General features: G+C 73.4%; 13 protein-coding genes. 5 read left to right on the forward strand and 8 right to left on the reverse strand.

Going from position 1 to position 17,362, the window contains the following annotated elements:
• Positions 1 to 144 precede the first annotated feature (144 nt).
• The 4 genes from AB0L45_RS18100 (at position 145) to AB0L45_RS18115 (ending at position 6,104) form a co-directional block, all read left to right on the forward strand.
• Positions 145 to 1,953, forward strand: coding sequence for a peptide ABC transporter substrate-binding protein (locus tag AB0L45_RS18100; RefSeq protein WP_365840910.1), 1,809 nt, complete (start codon positions 145 to 147; stop codon positions 1,951 to 1,953).
• On the forward strand, positions 1,950 to 2,900 hold the full coding sequence (locus AB0L45_RS18105) for an ABC transporter permease (protein ID WP_365840912.1): 951 nt from the start codon (positions 1,950 to 1,952) through the stop codon (positions 2,898 to 2,900). Before AB0L45_RS18100 ends, AB0L45_RS18105 begins: the two co-directional genes overlap by 4 nt.
• 95 nt (positions 2,901 to 2,995) lie before the next feature.
• On the forward strand, positions 2,996 to 3,835 hold the full coding sequence (locus AB0L45_RS18110) for an ABC transporter permease (RefSeq protein WP_365840991.1): 840 nt from the start codon (positions 2,996 to 2,998) through the stop codon (positions 3,833 to 3,835).
• A 10-nt stretch (positions 3,836 to 3,845) separates the two neighbouring features.
• Positions 3,846 to 6,104 (forward strand): ABC transporter ATP-binding protein, encoded by a 2,259-nt coding sequence (locus AB0L45_RS18115; protein ID WP_365840914.1) that lies wholly within the window; start codon positions 3,846 to 3,848, stop codon positions 6,102 to 6,104.
• Here AB0L45_RS18115 and AB0L45_RS18120 read toward each other — a convergent pair.
• Complete coding sequence (locus AB0L45_RS18120) at positions 6,091 to 6,834, reverse strand: L,D-transpeptidase family protein (RefSeq protein ID WP_365840916.1); 744 nt, start codon at positions 6,832 to 6,834, stop codon at positions 6,091 to 6,093. The two genes, AB0L45_RS18115 and AB0L45_RS18120, sit on opposite strands and share 14 nt — an antisense overlap.
• Positions 6,835 to 7,432: 598 nt before the next feature.
• Between AB0L45_RS18120 and AB0L45_RS18125 the strand changes: the two genes are divergently transcribed.
• A complete protein-coding gene (locus AB0L45_RS18125) occupies positions 7,433 to 8,824 on the forward strand; it encodes an NADP-dependent succinic semialdehyde dehydrogenase (protein WP_365840918.1) in 1,392 nt (463 codons plus the stop codon).
• A gap of 88 nt (positions 8,825 to 8,912) precedes the next feature.
• On the opposite strand, the gene AB0L45_RS18130 is transcribed toward AB0L45_RS18125, so the two are convergent.
• The 7 genes from AB0L45_RS18130 to AB0L45_RS18160 all read right to left on the reverse strand — a co-directional run bounded on the left by AB0L45_RS18130 (position 8,913) and on the right by AB0L45_RS18160 (position 17,287).
• Positions 8,913 to 11,063, reverse strand: a complete 2,151-nt coding sequence (locus AB0L45_RS18130) for a SpoIIE family protein phosphatase (protein ID WP_365840920.1) — start codon at positions 11,061 to 11,063, stop codon at positions 8,913 to 8,915.
• A gap of 286 nt (positions 11,064 to 11,349) precedes the next feature.
• Positions 11,350 to 12,414 (reverse strand): pentapeptide repeat-containing protein, encoded by a 1,065-nt coding sequence (locus AB0L45_RS18135; RefSeq protein WP_365840922.1) that lies wholly within the window; start codon positions 12,412 to 12,414, stop codon positions 11,350 to 11,352.
• Between the two features lie 318 nt (positions 12,415 to 12,732).
• Positions 12,733 to 14,007: a metallophosphoesterase gene (locus tag AB0L45_RS18140; RefSeq protein WP_365840924.1), complete on the reverse strand. Its 1,275-nt coding sequence runs from the start codon at positions 14,005 to 14,007 to the stop codon at positions 12,733 to 12,735.
• A 123-nt stretch (positions 14,008 to 14,130) separates the two neighbouring features.
• Positions 14,131 to 14,670 (reverse strand): DUF1990 domain-containing protein, encoded by a 540-nt coding sequence (locus AB0L45_RS18145; RefSeq protein ID WP_365840926.1) that lies wholly within the window; start codon positions 14,668 to 14,670, stop codon positions 14,131 to 14,133.
• Positions 14,671 to 14,748: 78 nt separating this feature from the next.
• Complete coding sequence (locus AB0L45_RS18150; protein ID WP_365840928.1) at positions 14,749 to 15,600, reverse strand: YndJ family protein; 852 nt, start codon at positions 15,598 to 15,600, stop codon at positions 14,749 to 14,751.
• A gap of 113 nt (positions 15,601 to 15,713) precedes the next feature.
• Complete coding sequence (locus AB0L45_RS18155; protein ID WP_365840929.1) at positions 15,714 to 16,367, reverse strand: maleylpyruvate isomerase N-terminal domain-containing protein; 654 nt, start codon at positions 16,365 to 16,367, stop codon at positions 15,714 to 15,716.
• Positions 16,364 to 17,287: an NAD(P)-binding domain-containing protein gene (locus AB0L45_RS18160; RefSeq protein WP_365840931.1), complete on the reverse strand. Its 924-nt coding sequence runs from the start codon at positions 17,285 to 17,287 to the stop codon at positions 16,364 to 16,366. The genes AB0L45_RS18155 and AB0L45_RS18160 overlap by 4 nt, the downstream gene beginning before the upstream one ends.
• Positions 17,288 to 17,362: the final 75 nt, after the last annotated feature.

Raw genomic sequence — 17,362 nt, forward strand, 5'->3', positions numbered from 1 at the left:
CTTCGGCTGCCGAAGAAAGAAGGGGAATCAAGTGGCGCTCAGTACACCCCAATTGGCAATGTTCCACCAGCCCCTTGACTTCTTTTCGCGGCCGTCCGTACTTTTCTCGCACCCTTCGACCGGCCGACCCTTTCCGGAGGCAGCATGGGCCCGCGCAGAACCCGCCGACGCGGGCCCGTCCGCACCCTGCTGTGCGCGGTGACCGCGTTGCTGCTCGCTGCGGCCACGCTCACCGGATGCGGCCCGGCGGACGGCGCGGTCACCGACGTCGGCGCCACCGGCGGCACCCGCGTCGAAGGCGGCACGGCCACCATGGCGCTGCCGCCCGCCGCCACCCCCAACTGGATCTTCCCGATCGGCACGGCCGGTTACCTGGCCTCGTACAACAGCGCCATACAGAACCTGCTCTACCCACCGCTCTACACGGCCGGGAAGAAGGGCGCCGGGCTGACCATGGACAGCCCGCGCAACCTCGCCGGACAGCCGCGCTACAGCGACGGCAACACCACCGTCACCGTCCGGCTGAAGAAGGGCTACCGCTGGTCCGACGGCACCCCCGTCACCACCCGCGACGTGCGGTTCTGGTACGACCTGATCCGGCACGACAAGGAGGAGTGGGCGGGCTACTCACCGGGCCTGCTGCCCGACAACGTCAAGAAGTTCGAGACGCTGGACGAGCACACCTTCCGGCTGCGCCTGGACCGCGCGTACAACCCCGCCTGGTTCACCGGCAACCAGCTCGTCCACGTCACCCCGCTGCCCGAACACGCCTGGAACCCGCACGACGAGAAGCCGGAAAAAGTCTTCGCACGGCTCCTCCAGCACGGCAAAAGGCTCTCGGAATTCGCCACCGACCCGCTCTGGAAAACCGTCAGCGGACCCTGGCGGATCGAGAAATGGACCACCTCGGGCCAGGTCTCCCTCGTCCCCAACCGGCAGTACGGCGGCCCCGACAAGCCCCACCTCGACCGCGTCGTCCTGAAGCCCTTCACCACCGCCGACTCCGAATTCAACGTGCTGCGCGCCGGCGGCGTGGACTACGGCTACATACCGCCCTCGGTGCTGGCCCAGTCCGCGCGCTTCGAGAAGCTGGGCTACCGCATCGACCCGTGGGAAGGCTGGGCGATCACCTACATCGTCCTGAACCTCAACCACCCCACCGCCGGCCCGCTGCTCCGCCAGACCTACCTGCGCCGCGCCCTCCAGCACCTCATCGACCAGCGGGCGATCTCCGACGTCGTCTGGCACGGCAGCGCGGCCCCCACCCGCGGCCCGGTGCCCGCCGGACAGCTGGACCGCGACCCGTTCCCGTACGACCCGAGGAGAGCCGCGGCCCTGCTCACCGCGCACGGCTGGCAGCGCACCGACGGCCGGCTGCGCTGCGTCCGCCCCGGCACCGGCCCTGACCGGTGCGGCAAGGACATCCCCGCCGGAGCGCCCCTGCGCCTGGAACTCCTCTCCCAGTCCGGCTCCACCGAGACCTCCAACACCATGCAGGAGATCAAGTCCGCCATGGACAAGGCCGGTATCACCCTGGACATCCGGCAGCAGCCGCTGAACACCGTCCTCGGCACCACCGTCCCCTGCAAGCAGCGCGAACCGGTGTGCTCCGCCTGGCAGCTGGGCTTCTTCGGGACGCAGGGCAGCTGGTACTTCCCGACCGTGGCCAGCGGCGAAGCGGTCTTCGCCACCGGCGCGCCCTCCAACATGGGCAACTGGTCCGACCCGAAGGCCGATGAGCTGATCAAGAAGACCGAGTACTCCGACGACCCGGCCGCCCTGCGCGACTACGCCCGCTACACGGCGGACCAGGTGCCCGTCCTGTGGACACCCAACCCCGCCTACCAGGTCTCCGTCATCCGCAACGACCTGCGCGGCATCGACCAGAACCCCACCCTCAGCCTCGCGCCCCAGGACTGGTACTTCGTCAGGAAGGGCGGTGCCGGCCGGTGATCCGCTTCCTGGCCAAACGCGTCGCACAGGCCGCCGTCGTCCTGCTGCTGGTCTCCGTCATCGTCTTCGTCCTGCTGCACCTGCTGCCCGGCGGACCGGCCCGCGCCATCCTCGGCGTCAAGGCCACCCCGGAGGCCATCGCCCACTTCGACCACCAGCAGGGCTACGACCGTTCGCTGCCGCAGCAGTACGTGATGTACCTCGGACGGCTGCTCACCGGAGACCTCGGCGAGTCCTACAAGCTCAACCAGACCGTCACCGCCCTGCTCGGCGAACGCCTCCCGAAGACCGCGCTGCTGGCGGGCCTGTCGATCGCGCTCGCCGCCGTACTGGCCGTACCGCTCGGCATCCTCCAGGCCGTACGCCGCGGCAGGGCCGTGGACCACCTGCTCACCGGAGCCGCCTTCCTCGCCTACGCCACCCCCGTCTTCTTCCTCGGCCTGGTCCTCATCCTCGTCTTCAGCCAGCAGCTCCAGCTCTTCCCCGCCGAGGCGCCGCAGGCCGACACCGTCGGCGGCCTGCTCGCCGACGCCCCCGCCCTCGTCCTGCCCGTGGTGACCACCGCGCTCGGCATCATCGCCGCCTTCAGCCGCTACCTGCGCTCTGCCGTCCTGGACAACCTCGAAGAGGACTACGTACGCACCGCACGCGCCAAAGGCCAGTCCGGCACCCGCATCATGGCCCGGCACGTGCTGCGCAACGCGCTGATCCCCCTCGCCACCCTCCTCGGGCTCTACCTGCCCACCCTCTTCAGCGGCACCCTCGTCGTCGAGTCGATGTTCAACTACCCGGGCATGGGACTGCTGTTCTGGAACGCGGCCCAGGGCTCGGACTTCCCCGTCCTGCTCGGCGTCACCCTGATCGTCGGCGTGGCCACCGTGCTCGGCTCACTGATCACCGACATCGCCTACGCCGTACTCGACCCCCGGATCAGGAGCGTCTCGTGACCGCACCCCCCACGGACGCGCCGGGCGGCGCCACCGGGACCGCCCCGGCCGGGGACGGCGCCCGGTCCGCGACGGCACCCGCCACCCCCGGGCCGCTGCGCCGCACCCTCGCCGTCTTCGCCCGCAGCAAGCTCGCCGTCACCGGAGCCGCCGTCCTCCTCGCCCTGCCGGCGCTCTGCTACCTGGGCCCGCTGCTGCACCCCACCGACCAGACCCACACCGACCTCACACAGGCGAGCCTGCCGCCCGGCAGCCCCGGCCACCTCCTCGGCACCACCGACCTCGGCTACGACATGCTCGGCCGGCTGATGTACGGCGGCCAGACCTCCCTCGAAGTCGGCCTCGCCGCCGGACTGCTGGCCACCCTCTTCGGCACCGTGTACGGCGCCGTCGCGGGCTACTTCGGCGGCTGGGCGGACGCCGCCATGATGCGCGTCACCGACGCCGCGCTCGCCATCCCCGCACTGTTCCTGCTGGTCGTGGTCGCCGCCATCGTCACGCCCAGCAAACCCGTCCTCATCCTGATCATCGCCTCGGTCGCCTGGCTGTCCCCGGCCCGCCTGGTCCGCGGCGAAGCCCTCGCCCTGCGCAGCCGCGACTACGTGCACGCCATGCGGCTGATGGGCGGCGGCGGGGGCCGGGCCGTCTTCCGGCACATCCTGCCCGGCGCCGCCGGCACCGTCGTCGTCAACGCCACCTTCCAGATCGCCGACGCCATCCTCTACGTCGCGTACCTCTCCTTCCTGGGCCTGTCCATCCCGCCGCCGGCCGCCGACTGGGGCTCCATGCTCTCCGCCGGCATCACCTACACCCAGGTCGGCCACTGGTGGCTGATCTTCCCGCCCGGCCTCGCCATCGTCCTCGTCGTCGCCGCGTTCAACTTCGTCGGCGACGGCCTGCGGGACGCCTTCGACGTGCGCCTCCAGAAGAGCTGAGGAAGGGCCCATGACCGCCGACCCGCTGTCCGCGACCACCCGGCCGCCGTCCGGGACCACCGCCCCGCTGCTCAGCGTCGAGGACCTGCACGTCGAGATCGCCGGACGCGGCCGCACCGTGCACGCCCTGGACGGCGTCCACCTCGACCTCGCCCCCGGAGAAGCCCTCGGCATCGTGGGCGAGTCCGGCTGCGGCAAGACCATGACGGCCCTGTCCGTCCTCGGCCTGCTGCCGAAGGGCGGGCGCGTCACCGGGGGACGCATCCTCTTCCGGGACGGCACCGGTACGGACGGCACGACCGACCTGGCCGCCGCGCCCGAACCCGTCCTGCGGGGCGTCCGGGGCAACACCATCGGCATGGTCTTCCAGGACCCGCTGACCTCCCTCAACCCGACCATGACCATCGGCGCCCAGGTCGCCGAACCCCTGCTGCTGCACCGGCGGATCACCCGGCGGCAGGCCTGGGAGAAGGCCGAGGAGACCCTGCGGCTGGTCGGCATGCCGCAGCCCGCCGAGCGGATGCGGAACCACCCGCACCAGCTCAGCGGCGGCATGCGGCAGCGCGTCGCCATCGCCATGGCCCTGGTGTGCGAGCCCGCACTGCTGATCGCCGACGAACCGACCACCGCCCTCGACGTCACCACCCAGCACCAGATCCTGGAACTCATCGACGACCTGCGGGCCCGCCTCGGCATGGCCATGATCCTGGTCACCCACGACCTGGGCGTCGTCGCCCGGCGCGTGGACCGGGTCGCGGTGATGTACGGCGGCAGGATCGCCGAACACGCCGGCGTACACCGCCTCTTCGCCGCCCCGCGGCACCGCTACACCCAGGCCCTCCTGGCCGCCCTCCCCGAACGTGCCGAGGGCGAACGCTCCACCCTCGCCACCATCCCCGGCCTGCCGCCCGCCCTCGTCACCCGCCCCGCCGGCTGCCGCTTCGCACCGCGCTGCGCGTTCACGACCGCACAGTGCCGTACGGAGGAACCGGCCCTGACGGGGGAGGCGGGGCATGCGTACGCGTGCTTCCACCCGGTGGCGGGCGCGGTGCCGGTACCGGAAGCCGACCGGACCGCAACCGGCTCCGCCGCACCCGCCTCCACCTCCGCCGCACCCGCCTCCACCTCCACCGCACCCGCCTCCACCTCCACCGCACCCGCCTCCACCTTCACTTCACCCGCCTCCACCACACCCACCTTCACCTCCACCACACCCACCCCCTCCCAGCCCCCTCCCCCCGCACCCACCGCCCCGGACCCCCTCCTCACCCTCACCGCCGTCACCAAGCGCTACGCCCTGCACGCCGGCCCCTTCGCCCGCGCCCGCCGCAAGGGTGCCGGGGAAGTCGGCGCCGTCGCGGGCGTCGACCTGACCGTCACCCGCGGCGAAACCTTCGGCATCGTCGGCGAGTCCGGCTGCGGCAAGTCCACCCTCGCCCGGATGGTCGTCGGCCTGGAGCCGCCGACCGGTGGCACGATCCGCTTCGCGGGCCGCGACATCGGCACCCTGACCCGCCGTGAACTGCGGGCCCACCGCCGCGACGTCCAGCTGATGTTCCAGGACTCCTACGCCTCCATGGACCCCCGGATGCGCGTCGGCACGATCCTGCACGAACCGCTGGTCATCCAGGGCATCGGCGACCGGGCCGCCCGACAGCGCCGGGTCGCCGCACTCCTCGACGACGTAGGACTGCCGCGCGGCGCCGTGGACCGCTACCCGCACGAGTTCTCCGGCGGCCAGCGCCAGCGCCTCGGGCTGGCCCGCGCGCTCGCCCTCTCACCGTCCCTCGTCGTCGCCGACGAACCCGTCTCCGCGCTCGACGTCTCCGTCCAGGCGCAGATCCTCAACCTCATGCGCGACCTGCAACGCGACAAGGGGCTGACGTACCTCTTCATCTCCCACGACCTGGCGGTGGTACGGCACCTCGCGGACACCGTCGGCGTCATGTACCTGGGCCGCATCGTGGAGACCGGCCCGGCCCGGGACGTCTTCACCCGTCCCCTGCACCCGTACACCCGGGGCCTCCTCGACACCGTCGACGCGCCCGACCCGGCGGCCCCCGCCGCGGGCACCCCGCTCACCGGCGAAACCCCCTCGGCCGCCGCACCGCCCTCCGGATGCCGCTTCCGCACCCGCTGCCCGGCAGCCCGCGCACGGTGCGCGCAGAGCGAGCCGGAGCCGACCGAGCCGGCCGCTCCCGGGCACCAGGTGGCCTGCCACTTCCCCCTCGGGGCGGCCCCCGGCCCGGGAGCGGTCAGTAGCGCGTGACGGCCGTACGGCCGGAATCCGTACCGATCGCGATGTGCGGTCGGGCGGCGGGCTTGACCCACGCCACGATGCGGGCCATCGCACGGGCCGGTACGGACACACAGCCCGCCGTCGCGCCACGGCCGTTGACGTGCAGGAAGATGCCCGCGCCCCGGCCGCGTACCGGGCGGTGGTAGTTGAAGCCGATGACGAGAGCCCGGCTGTACTGCGTCGGGTAGTCCGCCAGGTGCTCGGCCTCCTTCGCCGCGCAGTCGCGCGGGCGCGGGTCCACCCAGCGGTTGTAGGACGACGAGGCGTTGTCCTGGCACCACCAGGAGGAGTCCCGTACCGGCCGGTACGGGACCTTCGTACCGGCCGGTGCTTCGGCGACCCCGAAAGCGAACGGCAGGTCGTACAGCCCCGTGGGCGTCGTCGACGTCCCCTGCTCCCGGGAAGCGCCGTCCACCAGCCCGTTCGCCCCGAAGCGCGCGGGCGCCGTACCGACCCGGTGCCAGCGCCCGCCGTACCGCTGCCACCAGCTGACCGTGCCGGTCGTGGAGCGCAGGTCCGGAGCGTGCGCCGTGATGAGCTGACTGCCGCCGCCGGTGTCGGCCATACGGGTGGGCAGCGAGCGGCCGGCCGCCGGGGCAACGGCGGCGGGGGAGCGGGGCACGGCCAGGGCGGCGGCGGGCACGGTCAGCGCGAGCGCGGCCGCGCAGGCCGCGGTCGTCAGGGTCCTCGCGGAGGTCATGCCCGCAATGTAGAGGCCCCGACGCCACCCGTCGCCGAACGAACCGGACAAGCCACCCGAAGGAAGGGGGCGGGGAGAGGGACCGGACCGACGGCACGGGACCTGCACCAGCAGACGCAATCCATCGCCCGCCAGGGCGATAGACCGCCGAAACCCGGGTACCGGGGCCGAAGAACCACATGCCGTCCGACCCAGGAGGTCTGCTGTGGAGCGGCAACCGATACCGCACCGTACGCGCGCGCCCGGGCAGGAGCGGGAGCCCGTGCCGCCGACACCCACGCCGTCCCCGGGGCCCGGCGGGCCCGAGCCGGGACCGGGGCCCGGCCCCGCGCCGGGGCCGACGCCGGGACCGCCGGTGCCCGGGCCGCCCGACCCCACACCGCCGCCGCCCGCTCCGCAGCCGCCGACCCCGTCCCCCGACCCCGTCCCGCGCCCGCCGGGCCCGGACCCCGTACCGGAGCCGTCCCCGGCCCCCGGCCCGCTCACGTAACCCGCGCCAGGCGGAGGGAGCCGGCTGTGTCCCGCACCCGGCTCCCTCCACCACGCCCCGCTCCCACCACTCCCTACCACCACCCCACCCCACGGGAGGTGCATCCACATGGCCATCGCCACGGTCAACCCGGCCACCGGCGAGACACTCAAGACCTTCGACGCCCTCGACGCGAGCGGCATCGAGGACCGGCTCGCCCGGGCCGAGCAGACGTTCCGCAGCTACCGCACGACCACCTTCGCCGAACGCGGCGAACTGCTGCGCAACGCCGCCGGCCTGCTGGAGGCGGGCCAGGACGGCATCGCCCGCACCATGACCACCGAGATGGGCAAGCCGCTGGCGGCGGCCCGCGCGGAAGCCGCCAAGTGCGCGAAGGCGATGCGCTGGTACGCCGACCACGCCGAGGAACTCCTCGCCGACGAGGTACCGGACGCCGGCGCCGTCAAGGACGCGGGCGCACGCCGCGCCTACGTCCGCTACCGCCCCCTGGGCACCGTGCTCGCCGTCATGCCGTGGAACTTCCCCCTCTGGCAGGTGATCCGCTTCGCCGCGCCCGCGCTGATGGCCGGCAACACCTGCCTGCTCAAACACGCCTCCAACGTGCCGCAGACCGCCCTGTACGTGGAGGACCTGCTGCGCAGGGCGGGCTTCCCCGAAGGCTGCTTCCAGACGCTGCTCGTCGGCTCCGGCGAGATCGAGAACATCCTGCGCGACCGCCGGGTGGCCGCCGCCACCCTCACCGGCAGCGAACCGGCGGGCCGCTCCGTCGCGTCCATCGCCGGTGACGAGATCAAGAAGACGGTGCTGGAACTGGGCGGCAGCGACCCCTACATCGTGCTGCCGTCCGCCGACCTCGACGCGGCCGTACGCACCGCCGTCACCGCCCGCGTCCAGAACAACGGCCAGTCCTGCATCGCCGCCAAGCGTTTCATCGTGCACACCGACGTCTACGACGAGTTCGCCGTGCGCTTCACCGAGCGGATGGCCGCGCTGACCGTCGGCGACCCGATGGAGGAGACGACCGACGTCGGCCCGCTGGCCAGCGAACAGGGCCGCTCCGACCTGGAAGAACTGGTCGACGACGCGGTCCACCGGGGCGCGGCCGCGCTCTGCGGCGGCAAGCGCCCGGAGAAACTCACGGCCGGCTGGTTCTACGAACCGACCGTCCTGGCCGGGATCACCCCCGAGATGCGCATCCACCGCGAAGAGGCGTTCGGCCCGGTGGCGACCCTCTACCGCGTCAACAGCCTCGACGAAGCCGTCGCCACCGCCAACGACACCCCGTTCGGCCTCAGCTCCAACGCCTGGACCCGCGACGAGGCCGAACAGGAACGCCTCATCCGCGACATCGAAGCCGGCGGCCTCTTCTTCAACGGCATGACCGCCTCCCACCCCGCCCTCCCCTTCGGCGGCATCAAACGCTCCGGCTACGGCCGCGAACTGGCAGGCCACGGCATCCGCGAATTCTGCAATGCGACGACGGTGTGGTACGGCGGCTAGGGTCCTGAGCCCGGCCGAGGAGTCCGAGCACCTACCGGGCCGGGGCAACCCGGCCCGGTAGAGCGCGTGTGCGGCGCGCGCCCCTCACCTATTCCTCGCCCGGCAGGACGAATTCGCACCAGAGGGCCTTGCCGTTGCCTCGGGGCTCGGCTCCCCATGCGTCGGAGAGGGCTTCGACCATCATCAGGCCGCGGCCGGAGGTCGCTGTTTCGCCGGGGGTGCGGCGGCGGGGCCAGCGGCTGGAGCGGTCCTCGACCTCCAGGCGGATGCGGCGGCGGGCGCGGGGGCCGGTCGGCTGGAGTTCGACCGTCACCAGGGCTCCGCTGTCCGTGTGGGTCAGGGCGTTGGTGATGAGTTCGGTGGCGGCCACCTCGATGTCGTACGCGAGGGAGCCCGCCCGCCACTGGTCCATCGTGCGCCGCAGCATCGCCCGTACCTCCGAGGCGCCGGACGGGTCCGCCTGGTGGACGTGGAGCCGGAAGCGCGGGGTGACGGTGGTGGTTCCGGCGGCCGGGGCCCGGTGCAGGAGGACGAGGGCCATGTCGTCGCCGGATCCGGACCGGGCCCACAGCTGGTCCGAGAGCCGGTCGGCGAGGGCTTCCAGTTCGCCGGAGCCGTCCCGTACCGCCGCGGCGAGTGCGTCGATGCCGGTCGCGATGTCCTGGCCGGGCTTCTCGACCAGGCCGTCGGTGCACAGCAGGAGGGTGGAGTCGGGCTCCAGGAAGAGCTGGGTCTCGGGAAAGTGGTCCTGGCCGAACGTGGTGGCCAGACCGAGCGGCAGCCCGCCGCGTACCGGATGCCAGTCGGTGTGTCCGGCCGCGTCCCAGACGAGGGGGCCGAGGTGGCCGGCGCGCGCCACGTGCAGGGCCCCGGATTCGAGGTCGGCCTGGACGTACGTGCAGGTCGCGAACCGTTCGGTCTCCAGCTCGGCGAGGAAGCGGGAGGCGCGTACGAGGACCGTCTCGGGGGAGTGGCCCTCGGTGGCGTAGGCGCGCAGGGCGATACGGAGCTGGCCCATGACCGCAGCGGCGTGCGTGTCGTGGCCCTGGACGTCGCCGACGACCAGCCCGGTCCGCCCCTGGGGCAGCGGGATGACGTCGTACCAGTCGCCGCCGATGTCCCGCCCGGTGCTCGCCGCGTGGTAGCGGACGGTGACCTCGCCGCCGGCGATGGCGGGCACCCGGCGCGGCAGCATGGTGGCCTGGAGTCCGGTCGCGAACTCGCGTGCCTGGTCGAAGAGCATGGCCCGCTGGAGGGACTGGGCCACGACGCCGGCCAGCGCCAGGGCGAGGTTGCGGTCTTCCGCCGAGTGCTGTTTGGGCTCGGCGGTGAACAGGCCGAGCGCCGCGATGACGCGGTCCTGCGCGACCAGCGGCAGGAAGACCGCGCTGCCCGAAGGCACCCGGTCCCGGTACGGGCGCAGCCGCGGGTAGCGGGCCATCAGCTCGCCGCGTGAGGACAGGAACGTGGCCCGGCGGGACAGCGCGGCGTCCGACAGCGGCAGCGTGTCGTCGAGCCGGGAGGCCATCATGTCCTCGGGCGTGGTGCCCGGCAGGCCCGTGATGGCGATGACCTCGAAGTGGTCGCTGTCGACCAGCCCGAGGATCAGCGCGTCGGCGCCGAAACGCCGGGCGCCGCCGGTCCCGGTCAGGACCCGGGTGACGTCCGCGACCGACAGCGCGCGGGAGAGGGCCGCCGTGGTCTGCTGGACCATCGCGGTCTGCCGCTGCCGGTTCTCCTGGAGGGAACGCAGCAGCACGGAGTCGGCCATCTCCGTACCGGCTTCCCGGACCAGCCCGGCGATCCGGTACGGCCGGCCGTCCGCGTCCCGCAGGATGCGGCCCTGGGCGTGCGTCCACCGGGGCGTGCCGTCGCGGCAGTGGACGCGGAAGTACGCACCGTACGAGGGCGCCCCGTCCTGGACGGCCTGGGAGACGGCCGCGTCCAGCCGGTAGCCCTCTTCGGGCGGTATACGGGCGGCGAGCGCCGAGGGCCGCCCGTCGTACTCGTCGGGCCGCAGGTCGAAGACGTCCAGCGCGCACGGGTCCAGTTCGAGCGTCGCGCGGTCCAGGTCCCAGTCGAAGGTGCCGGTCCGGTTGAGGGCGAGCCGTTCGCGCAGGCCGAGGGTTTCGAGAGGCTTCCCGGCGGCCACGCTGTCCGCGTCGTCGGCGGCGGCCCGGGGCGGTACGCCGTGGCGCGGGTCGTAACGGCCGGGCGGAGTGGTGTTCCGTCCGGTCATGACCTGCCACGCTCCTGTCCCGTGGCCGGGGCGCACCTACGGCTGCCGCACATACGAGAACCGGACGCCGATGGCGCGCCGGTCCCGGCTGCCCGCCAGGCAGTCGGGACCGGCGACGCCGGGGCCACCACGCCCGCCGCTTCCCCGCGCGGCCCGCCGAAGGCGAACCATCGCAACCGGGAAGCGGCCATGCGCCCACATTAGGACGGGGTTGGTGATTGTGCATTTTGGATGGGGTGTGGGGGGTATGTCGGGGAAAGGTCAGGGTGTCTGGACTACCTGGTGGTCAGCCATCGCCGGCTGACTCCACGGCCTTCCGGACGCGGGGATCGTCCGCCAGCCTGGCGGGGAGTTTCACGGTGCGGTCCAGTCGCGCCTGCAAGAGGGCCGGCACATCGATGTCCGTGCGATCCATGGAGGTCCCGTGCGTGGGCGCGTCCCGCAGGTCCGCCCCGCGCAGATCCGCACCGGCCAGCTTCGCACCCCTGAGGTCCGCTCCCCGCAGCTTCGCCCTGCGCAGTCCCGCACCGCTGAGATCCGCTCCGTTCAGGAGCGCCTGCCGGAGGTCCGCGTCGGCCAGGTTCGCCTCGGTGAAGACCGCCTTCTCCAGCCGTGTCCCGGAGAGCCGGGCACTGCCCAGGTAGGCCCCGCGCAGGTCCGCACCCGTCATCCGCGCTTCGTGGAGCTTCGTGCCCTGGAGGTTCGCGTGGTGCAGGCGCGCGTTCCGCAAGTCCGCGTCGTGCAGTTCGGTGCCTCGCAGGTCGGCGCCGGTGAGGTTCGCGCCGTACAGTTTCGCCTCGGTCAGGTCGGTGGTCCGCAGCCGCTCCATGTCGCCCACCTCCGTGCGGTGGGGGGCTTCCTCGCCGCGCAGGTCCGCGCCGGTGAGGTCGGCGCGGGTCAGGTCGGCGTTGGTCAGGTTCACGCCTTGCAGGTTCACGCCGCGTAAGTACGTGCCGGCCAGGTCGGGCATCAGCCCGTCACTGCCCCACCCCGCGTCCCGGTTCCGGAAGACCCGGAGCGCTGCTCCGACGTCGTTCGGCGGCCGTCGCGGTCCGGTGCCGCTGGTGCGCGGCGGGGTGGCGTGGGCGCGTACGTACGCGCTGAGCACGTCGATGACGGTGGGATAGTCCCGACGCGAGTCCAGCATGATGCGTTGCAGTGCGTAGATGCCGCCCAGGCGGATGTCCGGCGAGCCGTTGCCCAGGTTGCCGACCGCGGTGTTGTAGCGGTCGGTGATCTGCGCGTCGCGGGTCAGCTCCTGCTCCCGGTCGACCTGGTTGAGCGAGACCCAGGTGAAGGAGGCCACCGCCAGGGTGGCCATGGCCGCCAGGACGGTGACGGCCCGTTCCATCCGTACCCACCACCCCGGTGCGGTGGAACCGGCTTCGCCCTCGGGCCGGGTCCGGTGCGGCGGGCCGCCGGGGGCGGCGCGGAATCGCTGCGTGCCCCGGCTGCGCTGTCCTGGCCGCCGGCTCCCCAGCGGTGCGCGCACGGGTGCGGCGGTCGGCCGCCTCGCGCGTACGGCGATGCGGTGCAGTCGCGTGTGGTGTGCCCCGGCCCGGGGCGTTCCTTTCGTCACGCCGGTCATTGGACCCGACACCGGTGCGCCGGGTAACCGGTTGTCGGACACTTTCCCCCGGGGCGGGGAAGCCCTGCCCTGAGGAGTTCTCTAGGCGTATCGCCCCGCGAGCGCCCCGGCCCCGGCCCTGGCCCCCGCCTTCGCCCGCGCCGCCACCGGCCGCGCAGTCCGCACCCGGTGGGCGAGTCCGGCCTTCTTTGTCGGGATGTCGACGGTGTACGCGTCGATCGTCATCGTGCCGGCCGACGCCTTCAGCAGCATGAAACCGTGCTGGGCGAAGTCCTGCCAGGCGGCGGGGTGGGTGAAGTGGGCCTTGCCGTCGCCGGACTTGGCGGCGGCGCCGCAGACGAGCTGGCGGGTGCCGCGGGTGCGGTCGGTGGGGTCCAGGATCTGCAGGGTGTGGTCGTGTCCTGACAGGATCAGGTCGGCGCGGCCGCACACCACCTCCTCGTACAGCTCCTTGAGGTGGATGCCGCTGGTGTAGTTGCCGATCACGAAGCCGTCGTACGCGCCGGCGCTGCCGTGCTTGCCGTTGTTCAGGTACGGGTGGTGGCCGAGGACCACCTTCCAGCGCGCGCGGGAGGCGGACAGCGCGCCGTCCAGCCAGCGGCGCTGCTCGCGCATGTACGGGCCGTTCCAGTAGTAGTACGGGTCGGTCTGCGCGACGTACGAGGCGACCGGGTTGGTGTCGAGCGCGAAGAACTCCACGAGCGGCTCGCCCTGGGCGCCGCCGGCCGGGAGGGCGACGTTGTAGTAGCGGCTCGGCATGTACCAGCGGCGGGACGCGGCGGCGTACGCGACCTCGCGGTCACCGCGCGACGGGTCGCCGCCGCTGCCGGGGACCAGCCCCGAGCAGTCGTGGTTGCCCAGCACCATCAGCCACGGCACGTCGATACCGGTGTTGGGCGACTCGAACTTCTCCGCGAACTCCGAGTCGTGGTCGGACTCGGGGCCGTTCTCGTAGATGTTGTCCCCGAGGCCGACCGCCAGCCCGACGTGCTCGGCGCGGCAGATCTCCCGGGCCGCCGCCGTGACCGCGTACTGCTCCGCCTGGCCCGTCCCGGCGTCGCCGGTGATCAGGACGGCGTACTCGCCGGAGGGGCCCGGCGCGGACGGGAGCGGGAAGCGGGCCGGAGCGCCCGTGCGCGGCGCGGCGGCCGCGGGCTGCTGCGCCCCGAACGGCAGCGCGGCCAGCGCGGCTCCCGCGACCGCCCCGCCCAGCAGGGTCCGCCGGTGCACACCGCGCGCCCCCGAAGCCTGCGCGCCGTCCGGTACGGCGGTGTCGGGGAGGCCGGGGCCGGCCGTCCGTATCCACTGCTCCTCGGTCAGGTCCGCCCGCGGCGGGATCAGTTCGTCGTCGCACATGGCTGGTTTCTCTCATGGGCGGCGGGGCAACTGGTGACGGAGCCATGAACGCCGTGTGGACGTCTGGGGAGTACGGCGTGGCGCGGCATCGGGACGCCTTCCGGCGGCGCCGCGGGCTCCCGGTCAGCGGCCCCGGCGGGCCAGCCGGCGCAGTGTCCGGCCGCAGTGCCGGGCGTACAGGCGCTGGAAGACCGGGACCACCGGTCCCGCCAGCCGGGTGTACCAGCGGCCCGGCACACTGAAGGCCGTCATCGTGAACCACACCGCGCCGTCCTCCCGCATCTCGACCACGAACGACTCCTCCCCGCGCTGCGGGTGGCCGGCCAGCGTGCCGTACGCGAAGCCGATGCGCTCGCTCTCGTACTCGCTCCACACCACCCGGCACGGCGCCCACAGGCGCACGGGGCCGAGCCCCAGGGCGCATTCCACCCGCACGCCGGGCGCGGCCTCCGGCGCCGACGCCCGTACCCGTACGCCCGCCGCGCGGTGCATCCGGAAGGACGTGACCGCGTGGCCCGCGGCTTCGAGGACCGCGCGGCCGTGGCCGAGGTAGGTCGCTTCGTGCAGGTAGCGGTACCCGTCGGGCAGCGGGTGGTGGCGGGTGCCGCCGTTCTCGGCGTAGTTGAAGGGGGCGGGGGTGGAGGCGGAGGCGTGGGTGGGCATTCGGGGCCTGCTTTCCGGGTGGGGTGGGGAGAGCGCTGGTGGGGGTTGGTAGGGGAGGTTCGGGCGGAGACGGGACGGTCAGGCGGGTACGGGTGCGGTCGGCCGGGGTGCGGTGGGTGTGGCCCTGAGGCGGCGCCAGGCGAGCAGCGCGCACAGGGCGAAGCCGAGCGCGTTGCCCAGGCCGTGGGTGGCCGCCATCCATGCCAGTGTGGGGTGCGGGATGCCGGTTGCCTCGCCGAGTGCCCAGCTCAGGGCGAGCAGCATGGTCGCGACGAGGACGGCGGCCGAGACGCCGAGCAGCGTCCGGGTGGTGCGGTCCGGCGCGGTGGTACGGATGTCCCGCCAGGTGATCAGGGCGACCAGCCACATGCCGGCGGTGAGGACGACCGCGCCGGCCAGTTCGGCCCAGTCGTCGACGAAGTAGCCCGCCAGCACGAACAGCGTTCCCACGGGCACGCTGAGCGCGGCGAGCGGCCCGGCCCTGCCGGGGCGTGCGGCGCGGCAGACGAGCCCGGCCATCAGGGCGGCGGCGAAACCGGCGAAGTGGAAGTGCGGCACGGTCAGCGACAGGATCTCCAGGTCGAAGCCGAAGAGCTGGTGGCCCGAGCGCTCCGCGACCAGTGCGGTGCCCGCGACGGCCGGGGTGACCAGGGCCGTCAGTACCGCGACCTCTCCGGGCGCGAGGCTGCGGGTGCGGGCCAGCCGGCGCGGCGCGTACAGCGCGAGGACGAGGGTGGCCAGCGCGTACGCGGCGGCCAGTGCCGTGGCGGCGGCTCCGCGCGGCAGCCACAGGGCGGTCGCGCCCGCCGCGGCCGCCACGTACCAGCGGCGTCGTAGCCAGTGGGTGCCCGGTTCGTCGATGAGCGCGAGCCCGGTCGGCACCACGACGAACATGCCGAGCATGACGATGAGCGTGACCAGTGTGGTCATGAGGTGGCCTCCAGCCCCGGCCCGAAGCCGGTTTGAACGCGTTCAACCCGTCACGCAGGACAGTACGTGACGGGTTGAACGTGTTCAACAGTGCCCCCTGGGGCGGCGGGGGCTCAGCGCACCGAGCCGTCCCACTGCCACTCCGTACGCCGCGGCAGTCCGGGCAGGGCGGCCCGGCCGGTGCGCTGGAGGAGGAGGTCGAACGGCCCGTGCCCGGGCGGGGCGGCCGGGGCGTCGGGGAAGAGGCGGGACAGGACGGCGCGGCACAGGTCGTCGTCCGGTGCCCAGGTCACGCCGAGCGCGCGGGTGAGGTCGTACGTGTGCAGCAGCAGCTCCGTGACGCCCATGGCGGCGAAGCCGGCGGCGTCCGCGTGCCCCCAGGGGTGCCAGGCGCGGACGTCGGCCGGTGTGTCACGGACGGTCGCCCCGAGCAGGCGGGCCGCGATCCGTAGCCCCTCCAGGCAGGCCGGAATCGGGGCCTCGGGATCGAGGGAGGCGAAGAGGGTGATGTAGCGGTCGGTGGGGCGGGCGATCAGCAGGCCCGCGTATCCGGTCAGGCCGAGGGCGAGGTGGTCGAGGGTCTTCCGGCAGCTCCATTCGAGGCCGTGCGCGGGGCGCGACCAGGCCTGGTCCGCTCCTTCGAGAAGGGCGTCCAGGCAGGAGTCGGTGGCGGCGGCCAGCAGGCCGGGCCAGGCAGCGGCGGGCGGCGCCGGGGTGAAGGGGGTGGCGGGCGGCGTCGGGGCGGGTGGGGTGGTGGTCGTGGTCATCGGGCGCCCGCCGCCGTGCTGGTCGCGCCCGCCGAGTCAGCCGCGCCCACCGCGCCCTTGAGGACCTCGATGACGCTCGCGTAGCTGCCGGCCCCGTGGCCGGCGTCGCGGGCCCGTTCCATGGTGGCCTTCAGCAGTTCGGGCAGCGCGTTGTCGATGCCGCGCGCCGCGGCGGCGTGGAGGAGGTGGTCGATCGCGGCGATCTGGACGTCCACGGTGGCGTCGTCCCCCGGGTAGTGGCCGGCGTCCACCTGGGGCGCGTACGTGGCCAGGAAGGTGTGCACCGTGTGCAGCCAGCGGATCGCGACCGGGGTGAAGGCGGTGGCCGGGGTGCCTTCCGTGCCGACCAGCGCGGTGCCGTGCAGCCAGCCGGTCAGCGTGGCCCACATCAGGCCGAGCAGCCCCGCGTCGTACAAGGACGCCAGGCCGGGGTCGGTGCCCAGGTGCAGCGGGTCACCGAGGGCCGTGAGGGTGGCGCGGTGGGTGTCGAACGCCTCGCGCGCGCCGCTGTAGAGGAACATCACCTCCGGGCTGCCGACGCCCGGGGGCGTGGTCATGATCGCGCCGTCCAGGTAGCCCGCGCCGTGCGAGCGGGCCCACGCGGCGGCCTCCACGGCCTGCTCGGGCGATCCCGAGGTGAGGTTGACCAAGGTCTTGCCCGCCAGCGAGCCCGCCACCGGGTCCAGGACGGTGTGCAGCGCCGGGTGGTCCAGTACGCAGGCGAGGACGAGCGGGCCGGCCGCGACCGCCTCGGCGGGCGTCGCCGCCACCGCGGCGCCGCGCTCCGCCAGTGCCTCGGCCTTGTGCGCCGAGCGGTTCCACACCGTGGTCGGGTGGCCCTTCGCCAGCAGCGCGGCCGCCAGCGCCGACCCCATCGATCCCAGCCCGAGCACCGTCACGGCCGCGCGTTCAGTTCGCATGTACGTCTCCTCGCAGATCCGCCGGCGGATGTCGGTGCCGGCGGTGTTGATCACGTACGGCCACGCTCGCAGCGC

Source organism: Streptomyces sp. NPDC052496, assembly GCF_040679095.1.
Lineage (GTDB): Bacteria > Actinomycetota > Actinomycetes > Streptomycetales > Streptomycetaceae > Streptomyces.